We start from the raw sequence: 20,210 nt of genomic DNA on the forward strand, positions 1-20,210 counted from the left end.
CCGGTCGTGCCCCACCGCCGGCGCGTCCGGCCGCGGCAGTTCGCCGCGCCTACTCCGTCCACGACGTCGTAATGGAGTTCTTCAATGCGCATGTCAGCCAGGGCGCGCCGCGCCCTCGCGTCCCTCGCGGCCGCGGCCATCGTCCTCTCGGGAACCCTGTTCTCCGCTTCCGCCGCTCACGCGGCGCCGATTCCGCCCGACAACGTCGGCGTCATGGCCGCCCTGGGCGACTCCATCACGCAGGCGTCGATGACCTGCAGCGCTCTGACGAGCTGCCCCGCGAACAGCTGGTCCACGGGCACGACCACATCCGTGAACTCCCATCTGCTGCGACTCCGCGTAACGGCCGCGCCCGACAACCTCACCGGTTTCAACAACGCGGTCGCGGGAGCCGCGTCGAGCGCACTCAACGGACAGGCGCAGAAGGCGGTGACCCAGGGCGCGCAGTACGTGACGATCGAGATCGGGGCGAACGACGCATGTACGAGAACCGTCGGCGCGATGACACCCACGGCGACCTTCACGGCCAACGTGCAAGCGGCGATGGCCACGCTGTCGGCGAGTCCGAGCTCTCCGCAGATCTTCCTCGCCAGCATCCCGAACCTCCAGCGTATGTACGACCTCAGCAAGTCGAGCATCAGCGCACGGCTGGTCTGGGGACTTCTGGGCATCTGCCAGTCGATGCTCGCGAGCCCCAGCAGCACCAAGGTCGCCGACGTGCAGCGCCGGGCAGCGGTGCAGCAGCGGGTGAACGAGTACAACGCGGCGCTCGCCCAGGTGTGCGCCGCCTATCCCACGTGCCGCTGGGACGGTGGCGCCGTCGCCGGCTACGCCTTCACGAAGTCCGACATCTCGACGCGCGACTACTTCCACCCGTCGCTGTCGGGGCAGGCGAGCCTCGCGGCCCTGACCTGGGCCAAGACGCAGTGGGCTTCGTGAGACGCTGACCGCACGAAAGAGGGGCGACGACTCGATGAGTCGCCGCCCCTCGGGGTCTGTGTCGGATTACTCCTCGACGAGGTACTGCTCTGCGGCGCTGCGGATCGTCTCGTAGAAGCGGGTCGCCTGCTCCGCGGTGAACATGCCCTCCGAGCCCTCGACGAGCTGGTCGACGATCGCGTCGCCGCCGAGGTCGCCCATGGAGACGATCGTGGTTCCGACGGTGATCAGCACGTCATCGGTGTAGAACTCGTCGACGAGCTCCTGCGTGATGGTGGGCTCGATCTCCTGCATGATCGCGAGGATCTCGGGGCGCACGGCGGCCAGGTACGCCTCCTCGTCGTAGGTGCCGGTCGGCGCCTCGCCCTCGGTCGACTCCCCGTCGCCGGGGGTGGCCTCTTCGCTCACCGAGATCTCGGGGTCCGAGCTGCCGCTCGATGAGCCGGCGACGGCGAGGCCGATCCAGAGGAGCGACGCGGTGAGCGCGAAGATCCAGAGCAGCCCACCGAGCACCGAGACGGCGATCGCGGCGATGCCCAGGCCCTTGGCGCCCTGCTTCTTGCTCGCGAGGGTCACGATGCCGAGCACGAGCGCGACGAGAAGCAGGAGACCGCCGAGGAGCACGAGCACGAGCGACACCCAGGCGAGCGGGATGAAGGCCGCGCCGACGAGCACGAGACCGCCGATCGCGAGTCCGAGCGAGGCCCACCCGAGACCGCGCGGGCGGTCGGCCACCGACACGGCGGCGGGGTCGGCCACCGGAGCGCCGTACGCGGGCTGACCGTACGCGGCTGTCGCCGCGGGCTGGCCGTAGGCGGCCGGGTCGCCCGGCTGGCCGTAGGTCGGCTGCCCCGCGGGCGGGTACGCCTCGGTGGGCTGGACGTCGGCGGGCGGGTAGGCCTCGGTGGGCTGGACGTCCGCGGGCGGGTATGCCTCGGTCGGCTGCGCGTCGGTGGGCTGCGCATCGGCGGGCTGCGGAGGAGTGGGCTCCGTGGGGTTGGTCATCGGGTTCCTTGCTGCGGAAGTGTGCGGACGCGCGGAAGACAGGTCGCACCCCCGCGGCTCACCAGACTATCTAGGCTGGAGGCGTGAAGAAGACCAGTGTGTGGACCATCGTCGGAGTCATCGTCGCGATCATCATCGCGTGGGTGCTCGTCGACGTGCTGTTCTCGCTGCTGTGGTTCATCGGCAAGCTCGTCGTGGTCGCAGTCGTCGCCGCGATCGTGTTCTTCGTGCTCCGAGCGCTGTTCTCCCGATCGAGCGCCGAATGACCCGCTACACGCCGTAGTCGGTGCGGATGCGATCGCGCAGCTGGTGGCTGCACGCCGTGACGGTCGCGCGCCAGTCGGTGATCGCGTTGTCCTGAGCGCGGTCCGAGACGGCCTTGAGCACCCGGATCGGCACGCCGAACTGCTCGGCGACCCACACGTAGGCGTACGTCTCCATGTCGACGAGCCCCGCGCCGAGCGGACGGATGACCGAGACGGCCTCGGCGTCGTCGACGAAGTGGTCGCCGGTGGCGATCGTCACGCCCTCGCGTCCGAGCTCGACACGGGTCGGCAGCGACACGTGCTGACCGACGATGCCGTCGATGTCGGTCACGTCGTGCTGGATGGCGGCATCGACGTCGTACACGTCGGCATCGAGTCGCGCATCGATCGCACCCGCGGTTCCGACGACGACGATCTCGTCGTAGTCACCCGCATCCAGCGCCCGTGTGAGGGCGTAGGTGGCCTGCAGTTTGCCCGGACCGGTGACGAGCCGGTCGAAGCCGGGGAGGTCGGTCGGGAAGGCGACGAGTTCGGCTTCGAGGGCCGCGACGAGGAGCTTCACCCCTCCATTCTCCCCGCCGGCGGCTGAACGCGGGCCCCACGCCGCCTCAGCGGAGCGAAAGCGGCCCGAGCACCTCACGGCGCCGGTCCCGGATCCACCGGTCGTGCGTGCGGCGGAACTCGGCGCGGGTGCTGAAGCGGTAGCGGTAGGCGACAGCGCGAACCCACCGCGGCCGCGTGCCCTCGAACGGATCCCGTGCGAGCAGGCGCAGGGTCGCGGCATCCGCCTGCAGCAGCCGCACCAGGAAGACGGTGAACCAGTCATCGAGGGAGCGTCCGAGGGGGAGGAACCACATCAGCCAGTCCAGGCGGAGGTGGTACGGCGCGAACTGCCGGGGGATGCTGCGCACCTGGCCCGGTTTGCCCTTGAAGTCGTACTCGCGCCAGGTGGCGGCATCCGGATCCTCGTCCGTCGTGCCCTCGACGACGATCTCGATGCGCTCCTTCGTCACCGTGCCGAACGCGCCGTACGCGTTGGCGAGCTGCCAGCGGTTGAAGCTCGCGTTCATGAGCTGTCGATGGGCGAAGAGGTTCCGCAGCGGCGCCCAGCTCAGCACCACGTACAGCGCGGCGACGGCGCACGTGGCGACGAGCCAGGGCAGCGGCATCCCGTCGACGACCGACGGCAGGTGGCTCGCCGGCTCGCTCGACGGGGACCTGACGCCGGGGAGCCCGACCGCCGAGAACGCGAGCACGACCGTCGCCCAGTTGAGCCACGCGAAGTTGCCCGTCACGATGAGCCACAGCTGCGTCGCGATCACCACCGCCGCGGCTGCCGCTCCCACGATCGCCGGCCAGGGTCCCGGGACGAAAAGGCCGAGCAGGGGTGCGAACAGGAACCACGGCACCACGAGCTGCGCGAAGTGGTTGGCGAGCACCTCGCCCCGATGGAACCAGCGCGGGAGCAGGTGCGCCTGCCGGCTGAGCGGACCCGGCATCGGCTGCGTCTCGTGGTGGTAGGTGAGGGCGGTGAGGTCTCTCCACTCGCGGCCACCCCGGATCTTGATCATTCCCGCGCCGAACTCGAGCCGGAACACGAGCCACCAGAACAGCACGATCACGGCGGTGGCTGGGGGCTCGGCATCCGAACCGAGGAACGCGGCGAGGAAGCCCGCCTCCAGCAGCAGCATCTCCCACCCGAACGCGTAGAACGTCTGGCCGATGCTCACGATCGACATGTAGCCCAGCCACAGCGCGAGGAAGCACGCCATCGGCACCCAGGGGGACAGGAGCTGCGGGATGCCGCACACCAGCGTCGCCGCGAGCACGATGCCCGCCACGCACAGCCCGATGAGGCGCCGGTCGGAGTACCGGACATGGCGGAAGAGGGTGGGACGGAGCATCCGGCGTCCGCGCGGGGAGGTGCGCACCCACTCGAGCAGCTCGGGTGCGGGGAGCAGGCCGCGCTCGCCGAGGAGGGGGCGGAACTGGTTCAGCGTCGACGCGAAGGCGACGACGTACAGCAGGGCGATCCCGCGCTGCAGCACCTGCCGCGCGAACTCGAAGTCGACCGCTGCGAAGCCGTCCACGCGCTCATCCTCGCACCGCGCTCGGCGCCGGGACTACCGGGTTGCGCCGCGGGTGCGCCGCGGGCAGCCCCGGCGCATAACTCCTGCAACATCGGCGCCGGCGGGTTCGGAGTGGCCGAGAATCCGCGAAACCCCCGGCGATCGAGCCCGAACTGCAGGAGTTATGCGCCCGGACTAACGGGTTGCCTCGAGGGTGCGCCGCGGGTGCGCCGCGGGCAGCCCCGGCGCATAACTCCTGCAGAATCGGCGCCGGCGCGTTCGGAGTGGCCGAGAATCCGCGAAACCCCCGGCGAACGAGCCCGAACTGCAGGAGTTATGCGCCCGGCGCCGGCGGAGCGGGCGTGGCGGACTTCCGCACCGTGCCCCGCCCCGGCAGGATGAGAGCGCGGAGTGGCCGCAGGAAGAGGTGCACCATGCAATCCGTTCTGCTCGACACCCCCTCGGGGATCACCGCTCGGCTCGGCTGGGATCCGAAGATGCCGGAGCACGATCGCAAGCGCGCGCTCGCCCGCGAGATCGTGGCGTCCCAGCTCGGGGTCGAGGAGAAGGCCGTGCGCATCGAGCGCGAGGCGCCGGGGCAGTTCGGCTTCCACACTCAGCTCATCGCCGAGGTCGACGGGCAGGAGGTGCCGCTCGGCATCCGCAACGCCAACTTCCGCGCGGCGACCGTGGTCGCGGTGGCCGACCCCGCGGTTCCGCTCGGGCTGGACCTGCGTGACGCCCACCCCGACGAGCCGACCCTGCACCAGATGAAGCGGCACTCCCATCTGCTCGAAGAGGCCGACCTCGGCAAGCTCGTCGCGCACTGGACGCGCGTGCAGGCCGTCCGCGATGCGGATGGGCGAGGCGCGCGGGTCGCGGCCGATCACGTGCGCCTCGACAGCCCGCTGACGAAGGGCTGGATTCCCGACCGCCGCGTGTACTACCAGCTCGCCGATCTCTCGCGCGACAGCTGGGTGATCACGCTCGCGTACGGCGCCGCGCCCGCGTGAGCCGGGCGCCGCGGGGCATCACTCCTCGACGAGCTCGGGAAGTGCGGCCTTGAGCTCTGCGATCCACGCATTCACGTTGCCGTCGGAGGGTGCCCGCCAGTCTCCGCGCGGAGACAATGAGCCGGTCGGCGACACCTTCGGTCCGTTGGGGATCGCGGATCGCTTGAACTGCGCGAAGGCGAAGTAGCGCCGCAGGAACACCTGCAGCCACTTCACGACGGTCGGCAGGTCGTAGGCGTAGCGATCCTCGTCGGGGAATCCGGGAGGCCACGCACCGGCATCCTTGTCGCCCCAGGCCTTCGCCGCGAGGAAGGCGATCTTCGAGGGCCGGAACCCGTACCGCAGGATGTGGTGCAGCGCGAAGTCGTGCAGCGCGTAGGGGCCGATGCGGTCCTCGGTCGACTGCAGCTTGCCGTCCTGTCCGGCGGGTACGAGCTCAGGGCTGATCTCGGTGTCGAGCACCGACTGCAGCACGGCCGCCTCGCTGTCGTCGACGCCCTCGCGGTTCGCGATGACCCACCGGATCACGTGCTGGATGAGCGTCTTCGGCACGCCCGCGTTGACGGCGTAGTGACTCATCTGGTCGCCGACGCCGTACGTCGCCCAGCCGAGTGCGAGCTCCGACAGATCGGACGTGCCGATGACCATGCCGCCGTGCTGGTTGGCGAGGCGGAACAGGAAATCGGTGCGGATGCCGGCCTGCACGTTCTCGAAGGTGATGTCGTGCACCGGCTCGCCGTCGGCGAAGGGATGCCCGATGCCCTCGAGGATCTCGGTGGCAGCCGGCCGGATGTCGATCGTCTCGATCGACGCGCCGACCGACTCCGCCAGGGCGATCGCGTTCGACTTCGTGTGGTCGCTCGTCGCGAACCCGGGCATCGTGTACGCCAGGATGTCGGCACGCGGCCGGCCCATGCGGTCCATCGCCCGCGCGATGACGAGCAGGGCGTGCGTCGAGTCGAGTCCGCCGCTGACGCCGATGACGGGCTTCGGCCGGCCGATCGCCTCCATGCGCTGGACGAGTCCGGAGACCTGGATGTTGAAGGCCTCGTAGCAGTCCTGCGCGAGGCGCGCGGGGTCGTCCGGCACGAACGGGAACCGGTCGAGCGTGCGTCGCAAGCCGATGTCGGCGGCGGGCGGGTCGAGCTCGAAATGCACCACCCGGAAGCGCGGATCGTACGTGCGGCGGTTGTCGTCGAACGTGCCCTGGCGCAGGCGGTCCTGCCGGAGACGGTCGAGGTCGACGTCGGCCACCGATCGGCGCGGGCCGTCGGGGAAGCGCTCCGTCTCGGCGAGCAGCGCGCCGCCCTCGTAGATCATGGTCTGCCCGTCCCACGACAGGTCGTTCGTCGACTCGCCCATTCCGGCAGCGGCATAAGCGTATGCGGCGAGGCAGCGGAGCGATTGGGACTGGCAGAGATCCTTGCGGTCCTCGGCCCGGGCGATCGTGATCGGGCTGCCGCTGAGGTTGAGCAGGACCGTGGCTCCGGCGAGAGCGGCTCCCGCCGAGGGCGGGATCGGCACCCATACGTCTTCGCACACCTCGGCGTGCACGACGAGGCCGGGGACGTCGAGGGCCTCGAACAGCAGGTCGGGACCGAACGGCGCCTCGAGCTCGCCGACGCGGATGTCCTCGCCCACCTGGTCGTCACCCGGTGCGTACCAGCGCCGCTCGTAGAACTCGCGATAGGTCGGCAGGTAGGACTTGGGTGCGACGCCGAGCAGCTCGCCGCGGTGGATGACGACGGCGCAGTTGTAGAGGCGGTTGCGGTGTCGCAGCGGCGCGCCGATCACGATCACGGGGAACAGATCGGCGGATGCTGCGACCAGCCGCTCGACCGCACCTTCGACGGCGTCGAGCACGGCATCCTGCATCACCAGGTCCTCGATGGAGTACCCGGTGAGGCAGAGTTCGGGGAAGAGCGCGATCGCGACCGAGTCGGCGTCGCACTCGCGCACCGTCGCGAGGACCGCGTCGGCGTTCGCGGCGGGATCGGCGATCGCGACCGGGATGGTGCAGGCCGCGATGCGGGCGAACCCGTGCCGGTACGCGCTCTCGAAGGGGAGGCTCATGCGCCCAGTCTGGCAGGAGCGGCGGATCGGGGGCGAGCGCGCCGTGAGCCCGCCCCGACCGGGAGAGGCAGGGGCGGGCTGCGCATCTGGAGCCTCGTGTCACGTGCCACCCGTATGCCAGCTCAGAGGACTCGTTCGGTCACCCTCGCCAGCGCACCCGTACGTCACGTGCCGCCAGCACGACACCGATGACCCACACGACGCTCGAGTTCTCTTCGCAGACGGGGTGTACGGCGGTGTCGGATGCCGCGGTTAGTGTCGTGGGGACCGTGCTCGCAGCCAGGTCCTGCGGAGCCGCACACGATCCGCGAACCTGGCTGAGGAGCAGCCGGGCTAGCGGTGGGTATGCGCGAACGCGCGTTCCAGCGCCCGGGAGTACGACACCTCAACCAGATAGCTGGCTGTCACGAAGAGCAGCATGACCGCGCCCGTGACAGCACCGAGCACTGCAGTGTCGTTCCAAAACAAGACTGTCGCTACGAGAAGCAGCGCTAGTCCCACGGTGCGGATGACGAACATGCTCCGCCTCTTCCGAGCCAACGGCGTTCGTTTTGATGAGTTCCTCATGGGTTCACCTCTTTCCGCTACGGTCCTGTGCACCAGACGTGGCCAGCCCACGTCCAGTAGATCCAAATGCCTCTGCCTGCTTGGTTGCAGATACCCAAGCCTGCCGAGACGATGGCGGCAGGCGGCACGGCGATGAACCCGGCCAACATCACGGCGACCTGCTGCACGCTCACCGCTTTGGCGGGAACCCAGGTCTTGCCGCCCCACCAATACGTGTAAGTGGGATCGGCGACGATCGGGTACTCGTAATCACCAGTCGTGTGGTCTACGACCTGAACAAGTTCTGTTCCCTTCACTTCGTAGTGAGTGGGCACCGCGGACCCGGCTGCATCGACCGCCCACGGTGCGGTCGTGATGATCAGTGGGACTCCGGCTGCATCCTGGACCATTGCTGAACCGTCCGAGCCCAACGAGACAGATCCGCCGCCGGGGATGCTCAGCGGGTAAGCGAACGACGTCGATGCATCCTCGGATGCGATCGTCGTGAGGATTTGAACTCCGTCATTGAGCGGTACGACCGTGGTGGCGGCGGCGTCCCGACTTGGGTAGGCGACGACACCGGACTCCAGGGTTACAGCAGGCGATGCTGCTCCAGCCGCGGGCAATCCGATCGAGATTGACGTCGAACCCATCATGAGCCGGACATCGTCCTCGGGTTCGCGCGGGATGCTTGTCTGGGTTCCAGCGCCGGTGACTACGGCGGCGGATGCCGACGTCGTGGACGACTCTGCGGCACTCTCGACGAGACTCGCCTCCACGTTCGACAGAGCTTCTGCGACCTCCGTGGCCGAGACCGTGTCTGCCTCCGTCGCGTGGGCTGGACCGGTCGACGTGAATGTCAGCAGCGCGGAGATCGCGAGTGCGCCGACGAGTAGCTTCGATTTCATCTTCATCCCTCTCCATTCTCATCAGTCACGGCAATAGCCGCCATATCTTTCCTTCATCTATAGAGACTCGCTAGCGCGGCATTTATGTCGCGGGCTTTGTCCCCTCTTCGGCGGACAACACCCCGTCAGGCGGTGTCGGATGCCGCGGTTAGTGTCATGGGGAAGGAAGGCGGGCATGCGATACATCGAAGACGAGGGCCGGATCGTCTGGAGCGCCAGTGACCTCAAGGCCGCGGCCGAGTGCGAGTTCGCGTGGCTGCGCGCCATCGACGCCCGGCTCGGGCGGGTGGAAGCCGTCGAAGAGCCCGAAGACCTCACGCTCGAGCGCGCCGGCCGGCTCGGCACCGCGCACGAGCTGCGCGTGCTCGCCGACTACATCGAGCGATTCGGCGACGGGGTCGTCGAGATTCCCGAGACGCGGTCGTCGGATGCCGCCGCCCTCGCCGATGCGGTGGCATTGACGAACGCCGCCCTGGCGTCCGACGCCGACGTCGTCTACCAGGCCGCGTTCGCGACATCCGACTTCGTGGGCTTCGCCGACTTCCTGGTGCGCGACGACGCGGGCCGGTGGGTGGTCCAAGACACCAAGCTGGCGCGTCGCGCGCGCGTCACGGCCCTCATGCAGCTCGCGGCATACGTCGCCCAGCTCGACCGCCTCGGCGTCCCGCGCGCCGACCGGGTGGAGCTGCTGCTCGGTGACGGCACCGTCAGCGAGCACGACGTCGACGACCTGCTCCCCGTCTTCTCCCTCCGTCGCGAGCGCCTCGCGGCGCTCATCGCCGACCGCCGGCTCGACCTCGGTGGTGACGGTGCCCCGATCGCGTGGGGGGACCCCCGCGGCGATCTCGACGTCGTGGCATGCGGCCGCTGCGCGACGTGCGACGCCGAGGTCGTGGCATCCCGCGACCTGCTGCTCGTGGCGGGCATGCGTCCCGTGCAGCGCGAGCGACTGCGAACCGCCGGGCTGCGCACGATCGACGACCTCGCCACCGCCCTCGACGGGCCCGCCGGCATGAACCCCGACACGTTCGGGATGCTGCGCACGCAGGCGCTCCTTCAGCTCGAGAGCCCGGCAGGCACACCGCCGCTCGTCGCCGCGAAGCCCGACACCGCGGCTTCGCCGCCGGTGCCGACGTTCCGCGTCGTGGCGCCGACCGCGCTGGGCGCGCTGCCGCGGCCCGACCACGGCGACCTGTTCTTCGATTTCGAAGGAGATCCGCTCCACACCGAGCCGAATCCGCCCGGACGCGAGAGCGAGCCGGTGCAGTGGGGGATCGACTACCTGTTCGGGTGGGTCGACGACCGCGAGGACTACACCGCGCTGTGGGCGCACACGTTCGCCGAAGAGAAGCGCGCACTCGAGACCTTCCTCGACATCGTCAACCTGCGTCGGTTCCAGTTCCCGGCCATGCACATCTACCACTACGCCCCGTACGAGCCCACGCACCTACTGGCCATGGCAGCGCGGCACGGCGTGCGCGAGGCCGACGTCGACCGCCTGCTGCGCGACGGCGTCTTCGTCGACCTCTACCCGATCGTCCGACGCGCCCTGCGCGTGGGCTCGCGGTCGTACTCGATCAAGAAGCTCGAACCCCTGTACATGGGCGAAGAGGTGCGTACGAGCGACGTCCAGAAGGGCGACGACTCGATCGTCCGCTACGTCGAAGCGCGCGCGCTGATCGCCGACGGAGCGGATGCCGAGGGCTCGGCCGTGCTCGACGACCTGGCCGACTACAACCGCTACGACTGCGTGTCGACGCGTCGCCTGCGGGACTGGCTCGTCGACCGGGCACGCGAGACGGGCATGCGGCCCTCGCCGAACCCCGAGCCCGACGAACGGACGTACGAGCCGTCACCGCGGGCCCTCGCACTCGACCGGCTGGCCGCGCAGCATCCGCCCGACTCGGCCGAAGCGCAGTCGCTCCGGCTCGGCGCGGCCGCGATCGACTACTACCCCCGCGAGGCGAAGTCGTTCTGGGCGACGCACTTCCTCCGGCTGCGCGAACCCGTCTCGCTGTGGGAGGAGACGCGCGATGTGGTCGTGATCGATCCCGCGCGCAGCCGGGTCATCGAGGACTGGCACTTCGCCGAGAGCGGCCGCGGAGGCGAGCGGCGCACGGTCGAGCTCCGCGGCGAGCTCGCCCCCGGCACCCGGCTCAGCACGGGCGCCAACCCGTTCGCGCTCTACGAGCTGCCCGCGCCGTACCCGTTCGAGGCGACCGTGCGCTGGATCCACTCGTACCGCACCCTGACCGTGCTCGAAGTGCTCGACGACGGCGCCATCGTCGAAGAGACCGCGGTCGACGGCGTCACGTGGGAACGGCTCCCGATCGCGCTGACCCCCGCGGCCCCGCCGTCCGCGGGCAACCAGCAGTCGGCGATCGACGAGTGGGCCGATGCCGTCCTCGATGCGGCGCCGGAGTTCCCCGCCGGCCCCGCGACCGACATCCTGCGACGCCGGCCGCCGCGCACGCGCACCGCCGCGCTCCCCGCTTCGGCAGGCGACGACGTCGACGCGATCGTTCGCGCGGTGCTCGACCTCGACCGCAGCTACCTCGCCGTGCAGGGGCCTCCCGGCACCGGCAAGACCTATGTCGGTTCGCACGTCATCGCCCGGCTCGTGCGCGATCACGCCTTCAAGATCGGCGTGGTCGCCCAAGGGCACGCCACCGTCGAGCAACTGCTCGAACGCGCCATCGCCGCCGGAGTCCCGCCGCAGGCCGTGGCGAAGGCGCCGAAGGATGCCGCGGCCGACCACGGGTTCACGGTGATCCCCAAGAACGGCGTCGCGGCGTTCACGGCCGAGCAGGCGGCGACCGGGTACGTCATCGGCGGCACCGCGTGGGACTTCAGTCACCAGGGTCGCATCCCTCGCGGCAGCCTCGACCTCCTCGTCATCGACGAAGCGGGACAGTTCTCCCTCGCGTCGACCGTCGCGGTGTCCGTCGCCGCACCCCGGCTCCTGCTCCTCGGCGACCCGCAGCAGCTGCCGCAGGTGAGCCAGGGCACACATCCGGAACCCGTCGACACCTCGGCGCTGGGGTGGGTGATGGACGGTGCCGACGTCATCCCGTCCGAGTACGGCTACTTCCTCGCGCGCACCCGTCGGATGCATCCCGCTGTGGCCGAGCCGGTGTCGCACCTGTCCTACCGCGGCGAGCTCGAAGCGCACCCGTCGACGGCCCTGCGCCGCATCGACGGCGTGACGGCGGGGGTGATCCCCGTGCCCGTCCGCCATCGCGGCAACGCCACACGCTCGGTCGAAGAGGCCGATCAGGTGGTGGCGATCGTACGGGACCTCGTCGGTCGCCCGTGGACCGACATCGCCGTCGATGACGCCGACGCGGCCACGGTGCAGCAGGTCCGTCCGCTCGCGCAGAGCGACATCATCGTCGTCACGCCGTACAACGCGCAGCAGGTCGCCGTCGAAGAGGCACTCGCCGCGGCAGGCTTCGCCGACATTCCCGTCGGAACGGTCGACAAGTTCCAGGGGCAGGAGGCTGCCGTCGCGATCGTGTCGCTCGCGGCATCCTCCGGTCGCGATGCCCCACGCGGGCTCGAATTTCTCCTGCTGCGCAACCGGCTCAACGTCGCGATCTCCCGCGCGAAGCACACCGCCTACCTCGTGCACTCGCCGGCGCTCTTGGACGATCTGCCGTACACGCCCGAAGGAGTCGCGCGACTGAGCGGCTTCGCCAGGCTCGTCGGGCGCGGCTGATGCGCGCGTAGACTCGCGCTCACCCGCGACGAGGAGTCACCCATGGCCGAAGAGGCACCCCGCCAGTTCGAGATCGACCTGCCCCCGGAGCACATCGGCGGCGCGTACGCCGACTTCGCGAACGTCTGGCACACGCCGACCGTCTTCGTCATGGACTTCCTCACCCTCGCGCAGCCGCCGCGCGAGCAGGTCGACGCAGAAACCGGAGAACGACAGACGATCGTGCCTGCCCGCGTCGTGAGCCGCATCCGCATTCCTCCCGAGCAGGTGTTCGAACTCGCGAAGGCGCTCACGCAGCAGCTCGAGTTCTGGGAGCAGGAGACCGGCCGGCGCAACCCGCAGGGTCCCCTCCTCGACGACTGAGACGCGGCCACTAAGCGGAGCGGACGGGCCTGTCAAGCCCGTTCGTGCGATCGGATCCGTCGCCTACCGTGGGATTCGCGTCGGATAGACGCGGGTGCGGCATTCGTTCGGCGAGGGGCGGGTGCCGCACCGTCCTTCCGTATCACGCGCCCCCTCCTTTCCTCTGTCACGGGGAAGGGAGCGCGAAATGAGCCTGATCGTCACCGGAACCGTCAGCGAGTCGGCGCAGGACGTCGCCGTCGCGCCTCGCCCCCGCCGCCGGGGAATCGTCTTCTGGATCACGCGCTACCTTCCTGCGGAGATCGTCGGCACCTCGGCGATGGTCCTCGCCGGGCTGGGCGTGACGCTGTGGACGGATGCCCCCGCCGCGATCGCGCTGGCGGCGCTCGTGGGCGAGACGCTGGGGTTCTACGCCGTCCTCGCCGTCACGATCTACCTCGAGCAGCGGACAGTCGCCTCGTCGCGTCGCCGGACGGCCGCCCGCACCGGCATGCTGCTGGTCGCCGAGTTCGGCGCAGCCGAACTGCTCGACACCTTCCTCATCCGCCCCGCTGCGCTCGTGGCCGGCGTCCTGCTGTTCGCCGACCCCATGTGGGGACTGCTGGCGGGCAAGCTCGTCGCCGACATCGCCTTCTACGCGATCGCCGCCGGCGCGTTCACGATCACGGCACGCATCGGGCTGCGCGACCGCGCCTGAGTCGCCGAAACACGCTGATCAGCGCACCACGGCATCGGCGCGTCTTGGCGACTCGCCTTGGCGCGACGCGCGGCGCTCAGACCGTGCCGTAGAGACGGTCGCCCGCGTCGCCGAGCCCGGGGACGATGTAGCCCTTCTCGTTGAGGCGCTCATCCATCGCGCCCAGCACGAGGGTGACGTCGCGTCCGGCGACCTGCTTCTCGATGGCGGCGACGCCTTCGGGAGCGCCCAGCAGACAGATCGCCGTGACGTCCTGCGCGCCGCGCGCGAAGAGGAACTCGATGGCGGCGCCGAGTGATCCACCGGTCGCGAGCATCGGGTCGAGCACGAAGCACTGACGGTCGCTGAGGTCGTCGGGGAGCCGCTCGGCGTAGGTCGACGGCTCGAGGGTCTCCTCGTTGCGCACCATGCCGAGGAACCCGACCTCAGCGGTCGGGATGAGCTTCACCATGCCCTCGAGCATGCCGAGGCCCGCGCGGAGGATCGGGACCACGAGGGGGCGCGGCTCGCTGATCTTCACGCCCATCGTCGTGGTGACGGGGGTCTGGATCTCGATCGGCGAGACCCGCACGTTGCGCGTCGCCTCGTACGCCAGGAGCGTCACGAGCTCCTCTGTGAGCTGGCGGAACACCGGCGACGGTGTGCCCTGGTCGCGCAGGACCGTGAGCTTGTGGGTGACGAGAGGATGATCGGCGACGTGCAGGCGCATACGCCCAGGGTAGTGCGTGGCGCGGCCCGCCCGAGAGTGTTCGCGCGCCGGCCGCGCGGGCCTACGCTCGTGCTGTGACCTTCGAGCCCGCCGACCTCGCCGCGATGGAGCGCGCGCTGGCGCTCGCCGCGTCGGCGGCCGCGTCCGGCGACGTGCCGGTGGGCGCTGTGGTGACGGATGCCGCGGGCGCCGTGATCGGCGAGGGACGCAATCTCCGCGAGGCGACCCACGACCCGACCGCGCACGCCGAGGTCGTGGCGCTCCGTCAGGCGGCGGCATCCCTCGGCTCGTGGAACCTGGAAGGGTGCACGCTCGTGGTCACCCTCGAGCCCTGTGTGATGTGCGCGGGGGCGGTGCTGCAATCCCGCGTCTCGCGCCTCGTCTTCGGGGCGTGGGACGAGAAGGCGGGCGCGGCCGGCTCGATGTACGACGTCGTGCGCGACCGGCGACTGCCGTACCGCGCCGAGGTCGTGGCGGGCGTGCGCGAGGACGAGGCATCCGCGCTGCTCCGCGCCTTCTTCGACGCGCGACGCTGATCCGCCCAGCCGCGTCGGCGCCGACTTCGAAAGAGTTCGCTGGATCGCCGTCATGAAACGGCCGCCGCACGGTCTTGCAAGGTGAGCACGTAGACAGAGTTCGACGTGCGCCGACATCGCGTCGCAGCGGCGGGAATCCTGTTCCGCCGTGCCCTGCCGCGCGCACGAGGGGGAACGTTGAAGGCTCTGGAAGAAGCGCGCATCGCGCCATCGCGAAACGGCGACCGCCGTGGGCGAGTACGCCGCGGGATCGCCATGCTGGCGGCTTCGCTGGTGGCGGCCGTCGTGCTGGTTCCGGTGGCAGCCGCTCCGGCGAACGCGGCGCCCGGCGATCCGTTCGACGCGAACACGCCGGCGGTGTTCGTGGCGCAGGACACGCCCACCCAGTTGTACCGGGCGGTGCACGGCACGGGTGCGATCACCTTCGCGGCGGAGGGCGCTGCGGCATCGGTGAGCTACAACGCGATGAGTTACAACACGACCAACAACTACCTCTACGCCATACGGCGTGATGCCGGATCCCGCACCACTCTGCTGCGCATCGGGCAAGGCGGTGTCGTCACGTCGCTGGGCGCCGTCGCAGGTCTGGCCAATCCGGGCGCCGAGGCATACAACCAGGGAGCATTCGGCTCCGGCGCGACCGCGAACATCCTGTACGTCCGCGCCTCGGGCGCCACCACGTCGACGATGTACGCCGTCAACATCACGACGCGCACCGCCACGCTCGTGACGCTCTCGGCGCCGGTGCCGAACGTGTCGGATCTGGTCTGGAAAGACGGATTCCTCTGGGGACTGCAGAGCGACGACGTCATGTACCGGATCAATCCGTCGACCGGCCAGGTCTCGTCCTGGCCGACCGGACTGGGACTCTCGCGCACCTTCGGCGCGCAGTGGGTCTACGGCAACGGAAACCTCGGTCTGTCGAGCAACGTCGATGGGAACATCTATCAGGTCGCCATCGGCAATCCGGCCGGAGCCGCACCCACCTTCACGCTGATCGCCCAGACCACCGGACCGACCTCGGCGAACAACGACGGCGCCGCCAACCCCGGCCTCAACGCCGACCTCGGCATCGTCAAGACCGGACCGGCCACCTACACACCCGGCGGCTCGATCACCTACTCCCTCGCGGTCACCAACCACGGACCCGGGGTGTCGTCGGGCAGTCAGCTCACCGACGCGCTGCCTGCGGGATTCACCCTGACCTCGACCTCGATCTCCGGCTGCGCGGTGACCGCCGGCGTGCTGCGATGCGCACTGCCCGGCATGAACGTCGGCGCCACCCAGACGCTCACGATCACGGGGACGCTCTCGACCTCGCTCACCGGAGCCCTCTCCAACACGGCCCGGGTGATCGGCAACGAGCTCGACCCGAACCCGGCGAACGATCAATCATCGACGAGCGCGACGCAGCCGCCGTTCCGGTGTGCGGCGACCACGATCTACGGCCTGAACACGAGTGGCGCGATCCTCGCGATCGATCGCACGACGGGGGCGTCTGTGCAGGAGGGGTTCTTCCCGGCAGGAGGGGCGACCTCGCTGAACGGCCTTGCAATCACCTCGGATGGCCGGTTCGCCTATGCGACGACGCAGGCCGGGACCAAGACGGTGTACCGGTATGACACCACGACGGGAATCGTGTCGACCTTGGGCACGATCCCCGGGGTGTCGGTGAATCTGTTCATGGGGGCACTGAACCCGACGAACGGGCTGTACTACGTCGGCGGCAGGAACGGGTCGGAGTACGTCTTCTACGCATTCGACCCCGCCACGGGCTCATCCTCGGGGCTGCAGTTCCGGGTGGCGGCGCCGGCCGGCGCGACAGGGGGGAACGGGGACCTGGTGTTCGACAGTCAGGGGCGGGCGTACATCGTGACATCCACCCCGACCCCGGGGACGAACGTCAACGAGTTGGTCGTCGTCGATGCTCCGCCCAGCGATGGCAGCCTCTCGGCGGCTCGGCTGCTCGCCCATCCTGCGCCGACGAGCGTGCCGTTCCAGGGCATCGCGTTCGGCAGCGACGGCTACCTCTACACGCAGCACAGCGGCGCGACGAAGGTGCTCTCCCGCGTGGACCCGAACTCGGGTGCACAGATCTCCAGCGTGACGATCCGCAATCCCGACGGCAGCGACAACACCGCGGTCAGCGACCTCAGCTCGTGCACCCTGAACAGCACGTTGACGCTGCGCAAGAACATCGTCGGCCGGTACGCGGCATCCGATCAGTTCACCGTCACCATCACCGGCAACGGGATCGCGTCGGGGAACACCGGCACCACGTCGGGCTCATCGACGGGACTGCAGACCGCGGCCTCGGCGACCGCGGGTGCGCTGGTCGGCGTCCCTGGCCGCACGTACACGATCACCGAGACCCCGGCCGGTGGCGCATCGCTCGCCAACTATCGGTCGACATGGGAGTGTCGTGACACGAGCAGCAGCAACGCACTCCTGGCCAGCGGGACCGGTGCGTCCGGAACGGTGACGATGCCGCTGGGCTCGAACACCGGCTCGCACGTCGTGTGCGTGTTCACGAACACGCCGATCCCGAGTTGGACGCTCTCGAAGCAGGCGCTCCGCGGCACCGATGTGCTCCCCGCCGGCGCCGCCGTCCAACCGGGCGAGGTCATCACCTACCGTGTCACCGCGACCAACACCTCGCTGGCTGCTGTCGACGCCGTCCGCCTGACGGACGACCTCACGCAGGTCCTGGACGATGCGACGTTCGTCCCGGGGTCGGCGCAGCTGGTGATCGCCGGCGGATCACCCAGCGCGGTGCCGAACCCCGTCGGTGGCCAGCTCGTGGCGGGCCCCTTCACACTGCCGGGCTCGGCCACGGCTGAGCTGACGTACCGCGTGCGGGTCGACGACGACGCCTGGTCGGCGAGGCTGACGAACGTCGTGACCGGCGCCGGAGGGACGCCTGGAGACCCTCTGCCGCCGCAGTCGTGCACGACCGCGTGCACGACGACGCAGATCACGCCGTCTCCGGTGCAGATCCAGAAGGTCGGCGAGGCATCCAGCGGCGACGTCGTCCCCATGGACGGCTCCCGATGGGCCATCTGGGACGCCGCCGTCGGCGGCACCGCGCTGGTCGACCCGGTCCCGGCCGCTACCACCGGGGGTAACCCGGTGACCGGTCTGTTCCGCGCCACCACCCTGACCGCCGGCACCTACTGGCTCGAAGAGACCCGCGCTCTCGACGGGTTCGCGCTGCTCCCCGAACGGGTCCCGTTCACCATCGCCGCGGACGGCTCGATCACCCTCGGCGCCGGCGTGTCGGCCAGCATCGAGATCGTCACCGTCGGCGGTGTCGCCACCATCCGAGTCGAGGACATGCCCGCCTTCGACCTGCCGGCCGCAGGTGGTCCGGGAGCGACCGCGATCTCGTTGGTCGGGCTCGCTCTCCTTCTCTGCAGCTTCGCAGTCGCGGGCTTCATCCGCGTGCGGCAGCGGCGATCTCCGGCTCTGCTGCGCGGGTCAGGAGAGTAGGCCGGCGCAGAGCGACCGCGCACCCCGCTCGCCCGGATGCGGGGTGCGCGGGGCGGCCCTGCGCGAGATGGATCGGCCCGCTCGGCGTGGGCCGAGATCGGGGGGTTCACGCGATGCCCGTTGGGGGGTCTGCCCCCTGCCTCCGATCGCGCGGGCGGGCCTACCGTGACGGGCGTGACACGTCTCATCGAACCCGTACGCACCGCTCCCGCCACAGGTCGCCCCGGCCGTCGGGTCGGAGCCCGCATCGCCTGGATCTTCGTCCTGCTCACGGCCCTCGCCGTCGTGGCGTACTCGGCGGTGCCTTACTTCACCGCATCCCTGCGTGAGCTCGCCGGCGATGAGGTCGGACTCGCGCCGACGTACGCGGAGGCATCCGTGTTCGTCCAAGGCGCCCTCTATGTGCACATCGTCGGCGGCGCGACGGCCCTCGTCGCGGGCGCGCTGCAGTTCTGGCGCGGGCTGCGCGAGCGGGCGCCGCGCGTGCACCGCTGGATCGGCCGGGTCTACCTCGTGGGCGTGGCGATCGGCGGCGTCGCCGGTCTTGTGATCGCGCCCTCGAGCCCGGCCGGCTACGTCGGCTTCTTCGGGTTCGGCGCGCTCGCGGTGCTGTGGCTGGTGACGGGATGGCGGGCGTATCGCGCGATCCGCCGCCGCGACGTGCCCAGTCACCAGGCGTGGATGATCCGCAACTACGCCCTCACCTATGCGGGAGTCACGCTGCGCCTGTGGCTGCCGCTCCTGCTGCTCGCACCGCTCCTGCTCGGGCAGCCATGGGAGTTCGACAGCGCGTTCGCAAACGCCTACGCGGCCGTGCCGTTCCTGTGCTGGCTGCCCAACCTCGTCGTCGCGGAGTGGCTGATCCGCCGGCGCGGGCTTCCCTCCTACCGCCTGCCGGTCACACGCGGCTGACCCCTCCGTGCCGGAGCCGCGAGTGCTCGGTCAGCGCGGAAGGTGCGGCAGCACGTCAGAGCCGAGATAGTCGACCTGCTCGACGTCCTGCAGGTCGAGGAGCTGCAGGTAGATCCGGTCGGCGCCGAGTGCGGCGAGGCGCTCGGCCTTGTCGGCGATCTCGTCGCGGCCACCCACGATGTTCACACCGTCGCGCATGTCGTCGACGGTGTCGCCGAGGTTCGCCGCCCGGCGCGCGAGTTCGGCGTCGTTCGCCCCCGCCAGAGTCGTCAGCGCGACCGAGAGCTTCAGCGTGGCCGGGTCGCGGCCGATGCGCTCGCAGGCCGCGCGCACGCCCGCGAACTTCTCGGCGATCTCGTGCTCCGGGCGGAAGCCGATGTTGAACTCCGTCGCGAACCGCGCCGCGAGCTCAGGGGTGCGCCTCGGGCCGCCGCCGCCGACGATCACCGGCACCCGGGACTGCACCGGACGGGGGAGCGGGGGCGCATCCGTCAGGCGGTAGTGCGCGCCGTCGAACCCGAACGTCTCGCCGGCGGGGGTGCCCCACAGGCCGGTGACGATGGCGAGCTGCTCCTCGAGCAGATCGAACCGCTTCGCGGGGAACGGGATGCCGTAGGCCTGGTGCTCCCGCTCGAACCAGCCGGTTCCGAGCCCGAGTTCGACGCGCCCGCCCGACATCGCGTCGACCTGTGCCACCTGGATCGCAAGGACCCCCGGCTGGCGGTACGTCACCGACGAGACGAGGGTGCCGAGGCGGATGCGCGACGTCTCGCGCGCGAGACCCGCCAGCGTGGTCCACGCATCGGTCGGACCGGGGAGCGGATCGCCCGGGCCCATCCGCAAGTAGTGGTCGGAGCGGAAGAAGCCGTCGAACCCGACCCGCTCGGCGGTCTGGGCGAACACGAGCTGGTCGTCGTAGCCGGCACCCTGCTGAGGCTCGGTGAAGACGCAGTACTCCATGCCCGCG

17 protein-coding genes are annotated in these 20,210 nt (G+C 70.1%); 9 read left to right on the plus strand and 8 right to left on the minus strand.

Annotated features, from left to right (window positions below):
* Positions 1-84 precede the first annotated feature (84 nt).
* The gene (locus OL358_RS09020) at positions 85-939 is read left to right on the plus strand and encodes a GDSL-type esterase/lipase family protein (protein ID WP_264709645.1); all 855 of its coding nucleotides are present in this window, start codon (positions 85-87) and stop codon (positions 937-939) included.
* 66 nt (positions 940-1,005) lie between these two features.
* Here OL358_RS09020 and OL358_RS09025 read toward each other — a convergent pair whose 3' ends face one another.
* On the minus strand, positions 1,006-1,944 hold the full coding sequence (locus OL358_RS09025) for a hypothetical protein (RefSeq protein WP_264709646.1): 939 nt from the start codon (positions 1,942-1,944) through the stop codon (positions 1,006-1,008).
* 83 nt (positions 1,945-2,027) lie between these two features.
* Between OL358_RS09025 and OL358_RS09030 the strand changes: the two genes are divergently transcribed.
* Positions 2,028-2,210: a hypothetical protein gene (locus OL358_RS09030; protein WP_264709647.1), complete on the plus strand. Its 183-nt coding sequence runs from the start codon at positions 2,028-2,030 to the stop codon at positions 2,208-2,210.
* A gap of 4 nt (positions 2,211-2,214) precedes the next feature.
* Here the strand turns inward: OL358_RS09030 and OL358_RS09035 are convergent, their stop codons facing one another.
* Together OL358_RS09035 and OL358_RS09040 are read right to left on the minus strand one after the other, a co-directional pair.
* On the minus strand, positions 2,215-2,772 hold the full coding sequence (locus OL358_RS09035) for a nucleoside phosphorylase (protein ID WP_264709648.1): 558 nt from the start codon (positions 2,770-2,772) through the stop codon (positions 2,215-2,217).
* A gap of 46 nt (positions 2,773-2,818) precedes the next feature.
* Positions 2,819-4,300, minus strand: a complete 1,482-nt coding sequence (locus OL358_RS09040) for a lipase maturation factor family protein (RefSeq protein ID WP_264709649.1) — start codon at positions 4,298-4,300, stop codon at positions 2,819-2,821.
* Between the two features lie 413 nt (positions 4,301-4,713).
* Between OL358_RS09040 and OL358_RS09045 the strand changes: the two genes are divergently transcribed.
* Positions 4,714-5,292, plus strand: coding sequence for a hypothetical protein (locus OL358_RS09045; protein ID WP_264709650.1), 579 nt, complete (start codon positions 4,714-4,716; stop codon positions 5,290-5,292).
* Positions 5,293-5,310: 18 nt separating this feature from the next.
* Here OL358_RS09045 and OL358_RS09050 read toward each other — a convergent pair whose 3' ends face one another.
* The 3 genes from OL358_RS09050 to OL358_RS09060 form a co-directional block, all read right to left on the minus strand.
* Positions 5,311-7,365, minus strand: coding sequence for an NAD(+) synthase (locus OL358_RS09050; RefSeq protein ID WP_264709651.1), 2,055 nt, complete (start codon positions 7,363-7,365; stop codon positions 5,311-5,313).
* A 333-nt stretch (positions 7,366-7,698) separates the two neighbouring features.
* Positions 7,699-7,884, minus strand: coding sequence for a hypothetical protein (locus OL358_RS09055; RefSeq protein WP_264709652.1), 186 nt, complete (start codon positions 7,882-7,884; stop codon positions 7,699-7,701).
* Positions 7,885-7,949: 65 nt separating this feature from the next.
* On the minus strand, positions 7,950-8,825 hold the full coding sequence (locus tag OL358_RS09060; protein ID WP_264709653.1) for a hypothetical protein: 876 nt from the start codon (positions 8,823-8,825) through the stop codon (positions 7,950-7,952).
* Between the two features lie 169 nt (positions 8,826-8,994).
* Between OL358_RS09060 and OL358_RS09065 the strand changes: the two genes are divergently transcribed.
* The 3 genes from OL358_RS09065 (at position 8,995) to OL358_RS09075 (ending at position 13,597) form a co-directional block, all read left to right on the plus strand.
* Positions 8,995-12,537, plus strand: coding sequence for a TM0106 family RecB-like putative nuclease (locus OL358_RS09065; RefSeq protein ID WP_264709654.1), 3,543 nt, complete (start codon positions 8,995-8,997; stop codon positions 12,535-12,537).
* A gap of 42 nt (positions 12,538-12,579) precedes the next feature.
* Entirely contained in the window at positions 12,580-12,900 is a 321-nt protein-coding gene (locus OL358_RS09070; RefSeq protein ID WP_264709655.1) for a DUF3467 domain-containing protein, read from the plus strand.
* A 187-nt stretch (positions 12,901-13,087) separates the two neighbouring features.
* The gene (locus tag OL358_RS09075; RefSeq protein ID WP_264709656.1) at positions 13,088-13,597 is read left to right on the plus strand and encodes a hypothetical protein; all 510 of its coding nucleotides are present in this window, start codon (positions 13,088-13,090) and stop codon (positions 13,595-13,597) included.
* 76 nt (positions 13,598-13,673) lie between these two features.
* Here the strand turns inward: OL358_RS09075 and upp are convergent, their stop codons facing one another.
* Positions 13,674-14,306 (minus strand): uracil phosphoribosyltransferase, encoded by a 633-nt coding sequence (gene upp, locus OL358_RS09080; protein WP_264709657.1) that lies wholly within the window; start codon positions 14,304-14,306, stop codon positions 13,674-13,676.
* Positions 14,307-14,410: 104 nt separating this feature from the next.
* Between upp and tadA the strand changes: the two genes are divergently transcribed.
* The 3 genes from tadA (at position 14,411) to OL358_RS09095 (ending at position 19,243) form a co-directional block, all read left to right on the plus strand.
* Positions 14,411-14,842: a tRNA adenosine(34) deaminase TadA gene (gene tadA, locus OL358_RS09085; protein WP_264710265.1), complete on the plus strand. Its 432-nt coding sequence runs from the start codon at positions 14,411-14,413 to the stop codon at positions 14,840-14,842.
* 255 nt (positions 14,843-15,097) lie between these two features.
* Complete coding sequence (locus tag OL358_RS09090; RefSeq protein ID WP_264709658.1) at positions 15,098-18,331, plus strand: DUF6923 family protein; 3,234 nt, start codon at positions 15,098-15,100, stop codon at positions 18,329-18,331.
* Positions 18,332-18,505: 174 nt separating this feature from the next.
* Complete coding sequence (locus OL358_RS09095) at positions 18,506-19,243, plus strand: DUF2306 domain-containing protein (RefSeq protein ID WP_264709659.1); 738 nt, start codon at positions 18,506-18,508, stop codon at positions 19,241-19,243.
* A 30-nt stretch (positions 19,244-19,273) separates the two neighbouring features.
* On the opposite strand, the gene OL358_RS09100 is transcribed toward OL358_RS09095, so the two are convergent.
* Positions 19,274-20,203 carry an LLM class F420-dependent oxidoreductase gene (locus OL358_RS09100; RefSeq protein WP_264709660.1) on the minus strand — a complete coding sequence of 310 codons (930 nt, stop codon included), beginning with the start codon at positions 20,201-20,203 and terminating at the stop codon, positions 19,274-19,276.
* Positions 20,204-20,210 lie beyond the last annotated feature (7 nt).

It is taken from the genome of Microbacterium sp. SSM24 (genome assembly GCF_025989145.1).
Lineage (GTDB): Bacteria > Actinomycetota > Actinomycetes > Actinomycetales > Microbacteriaceae > Microbacterium.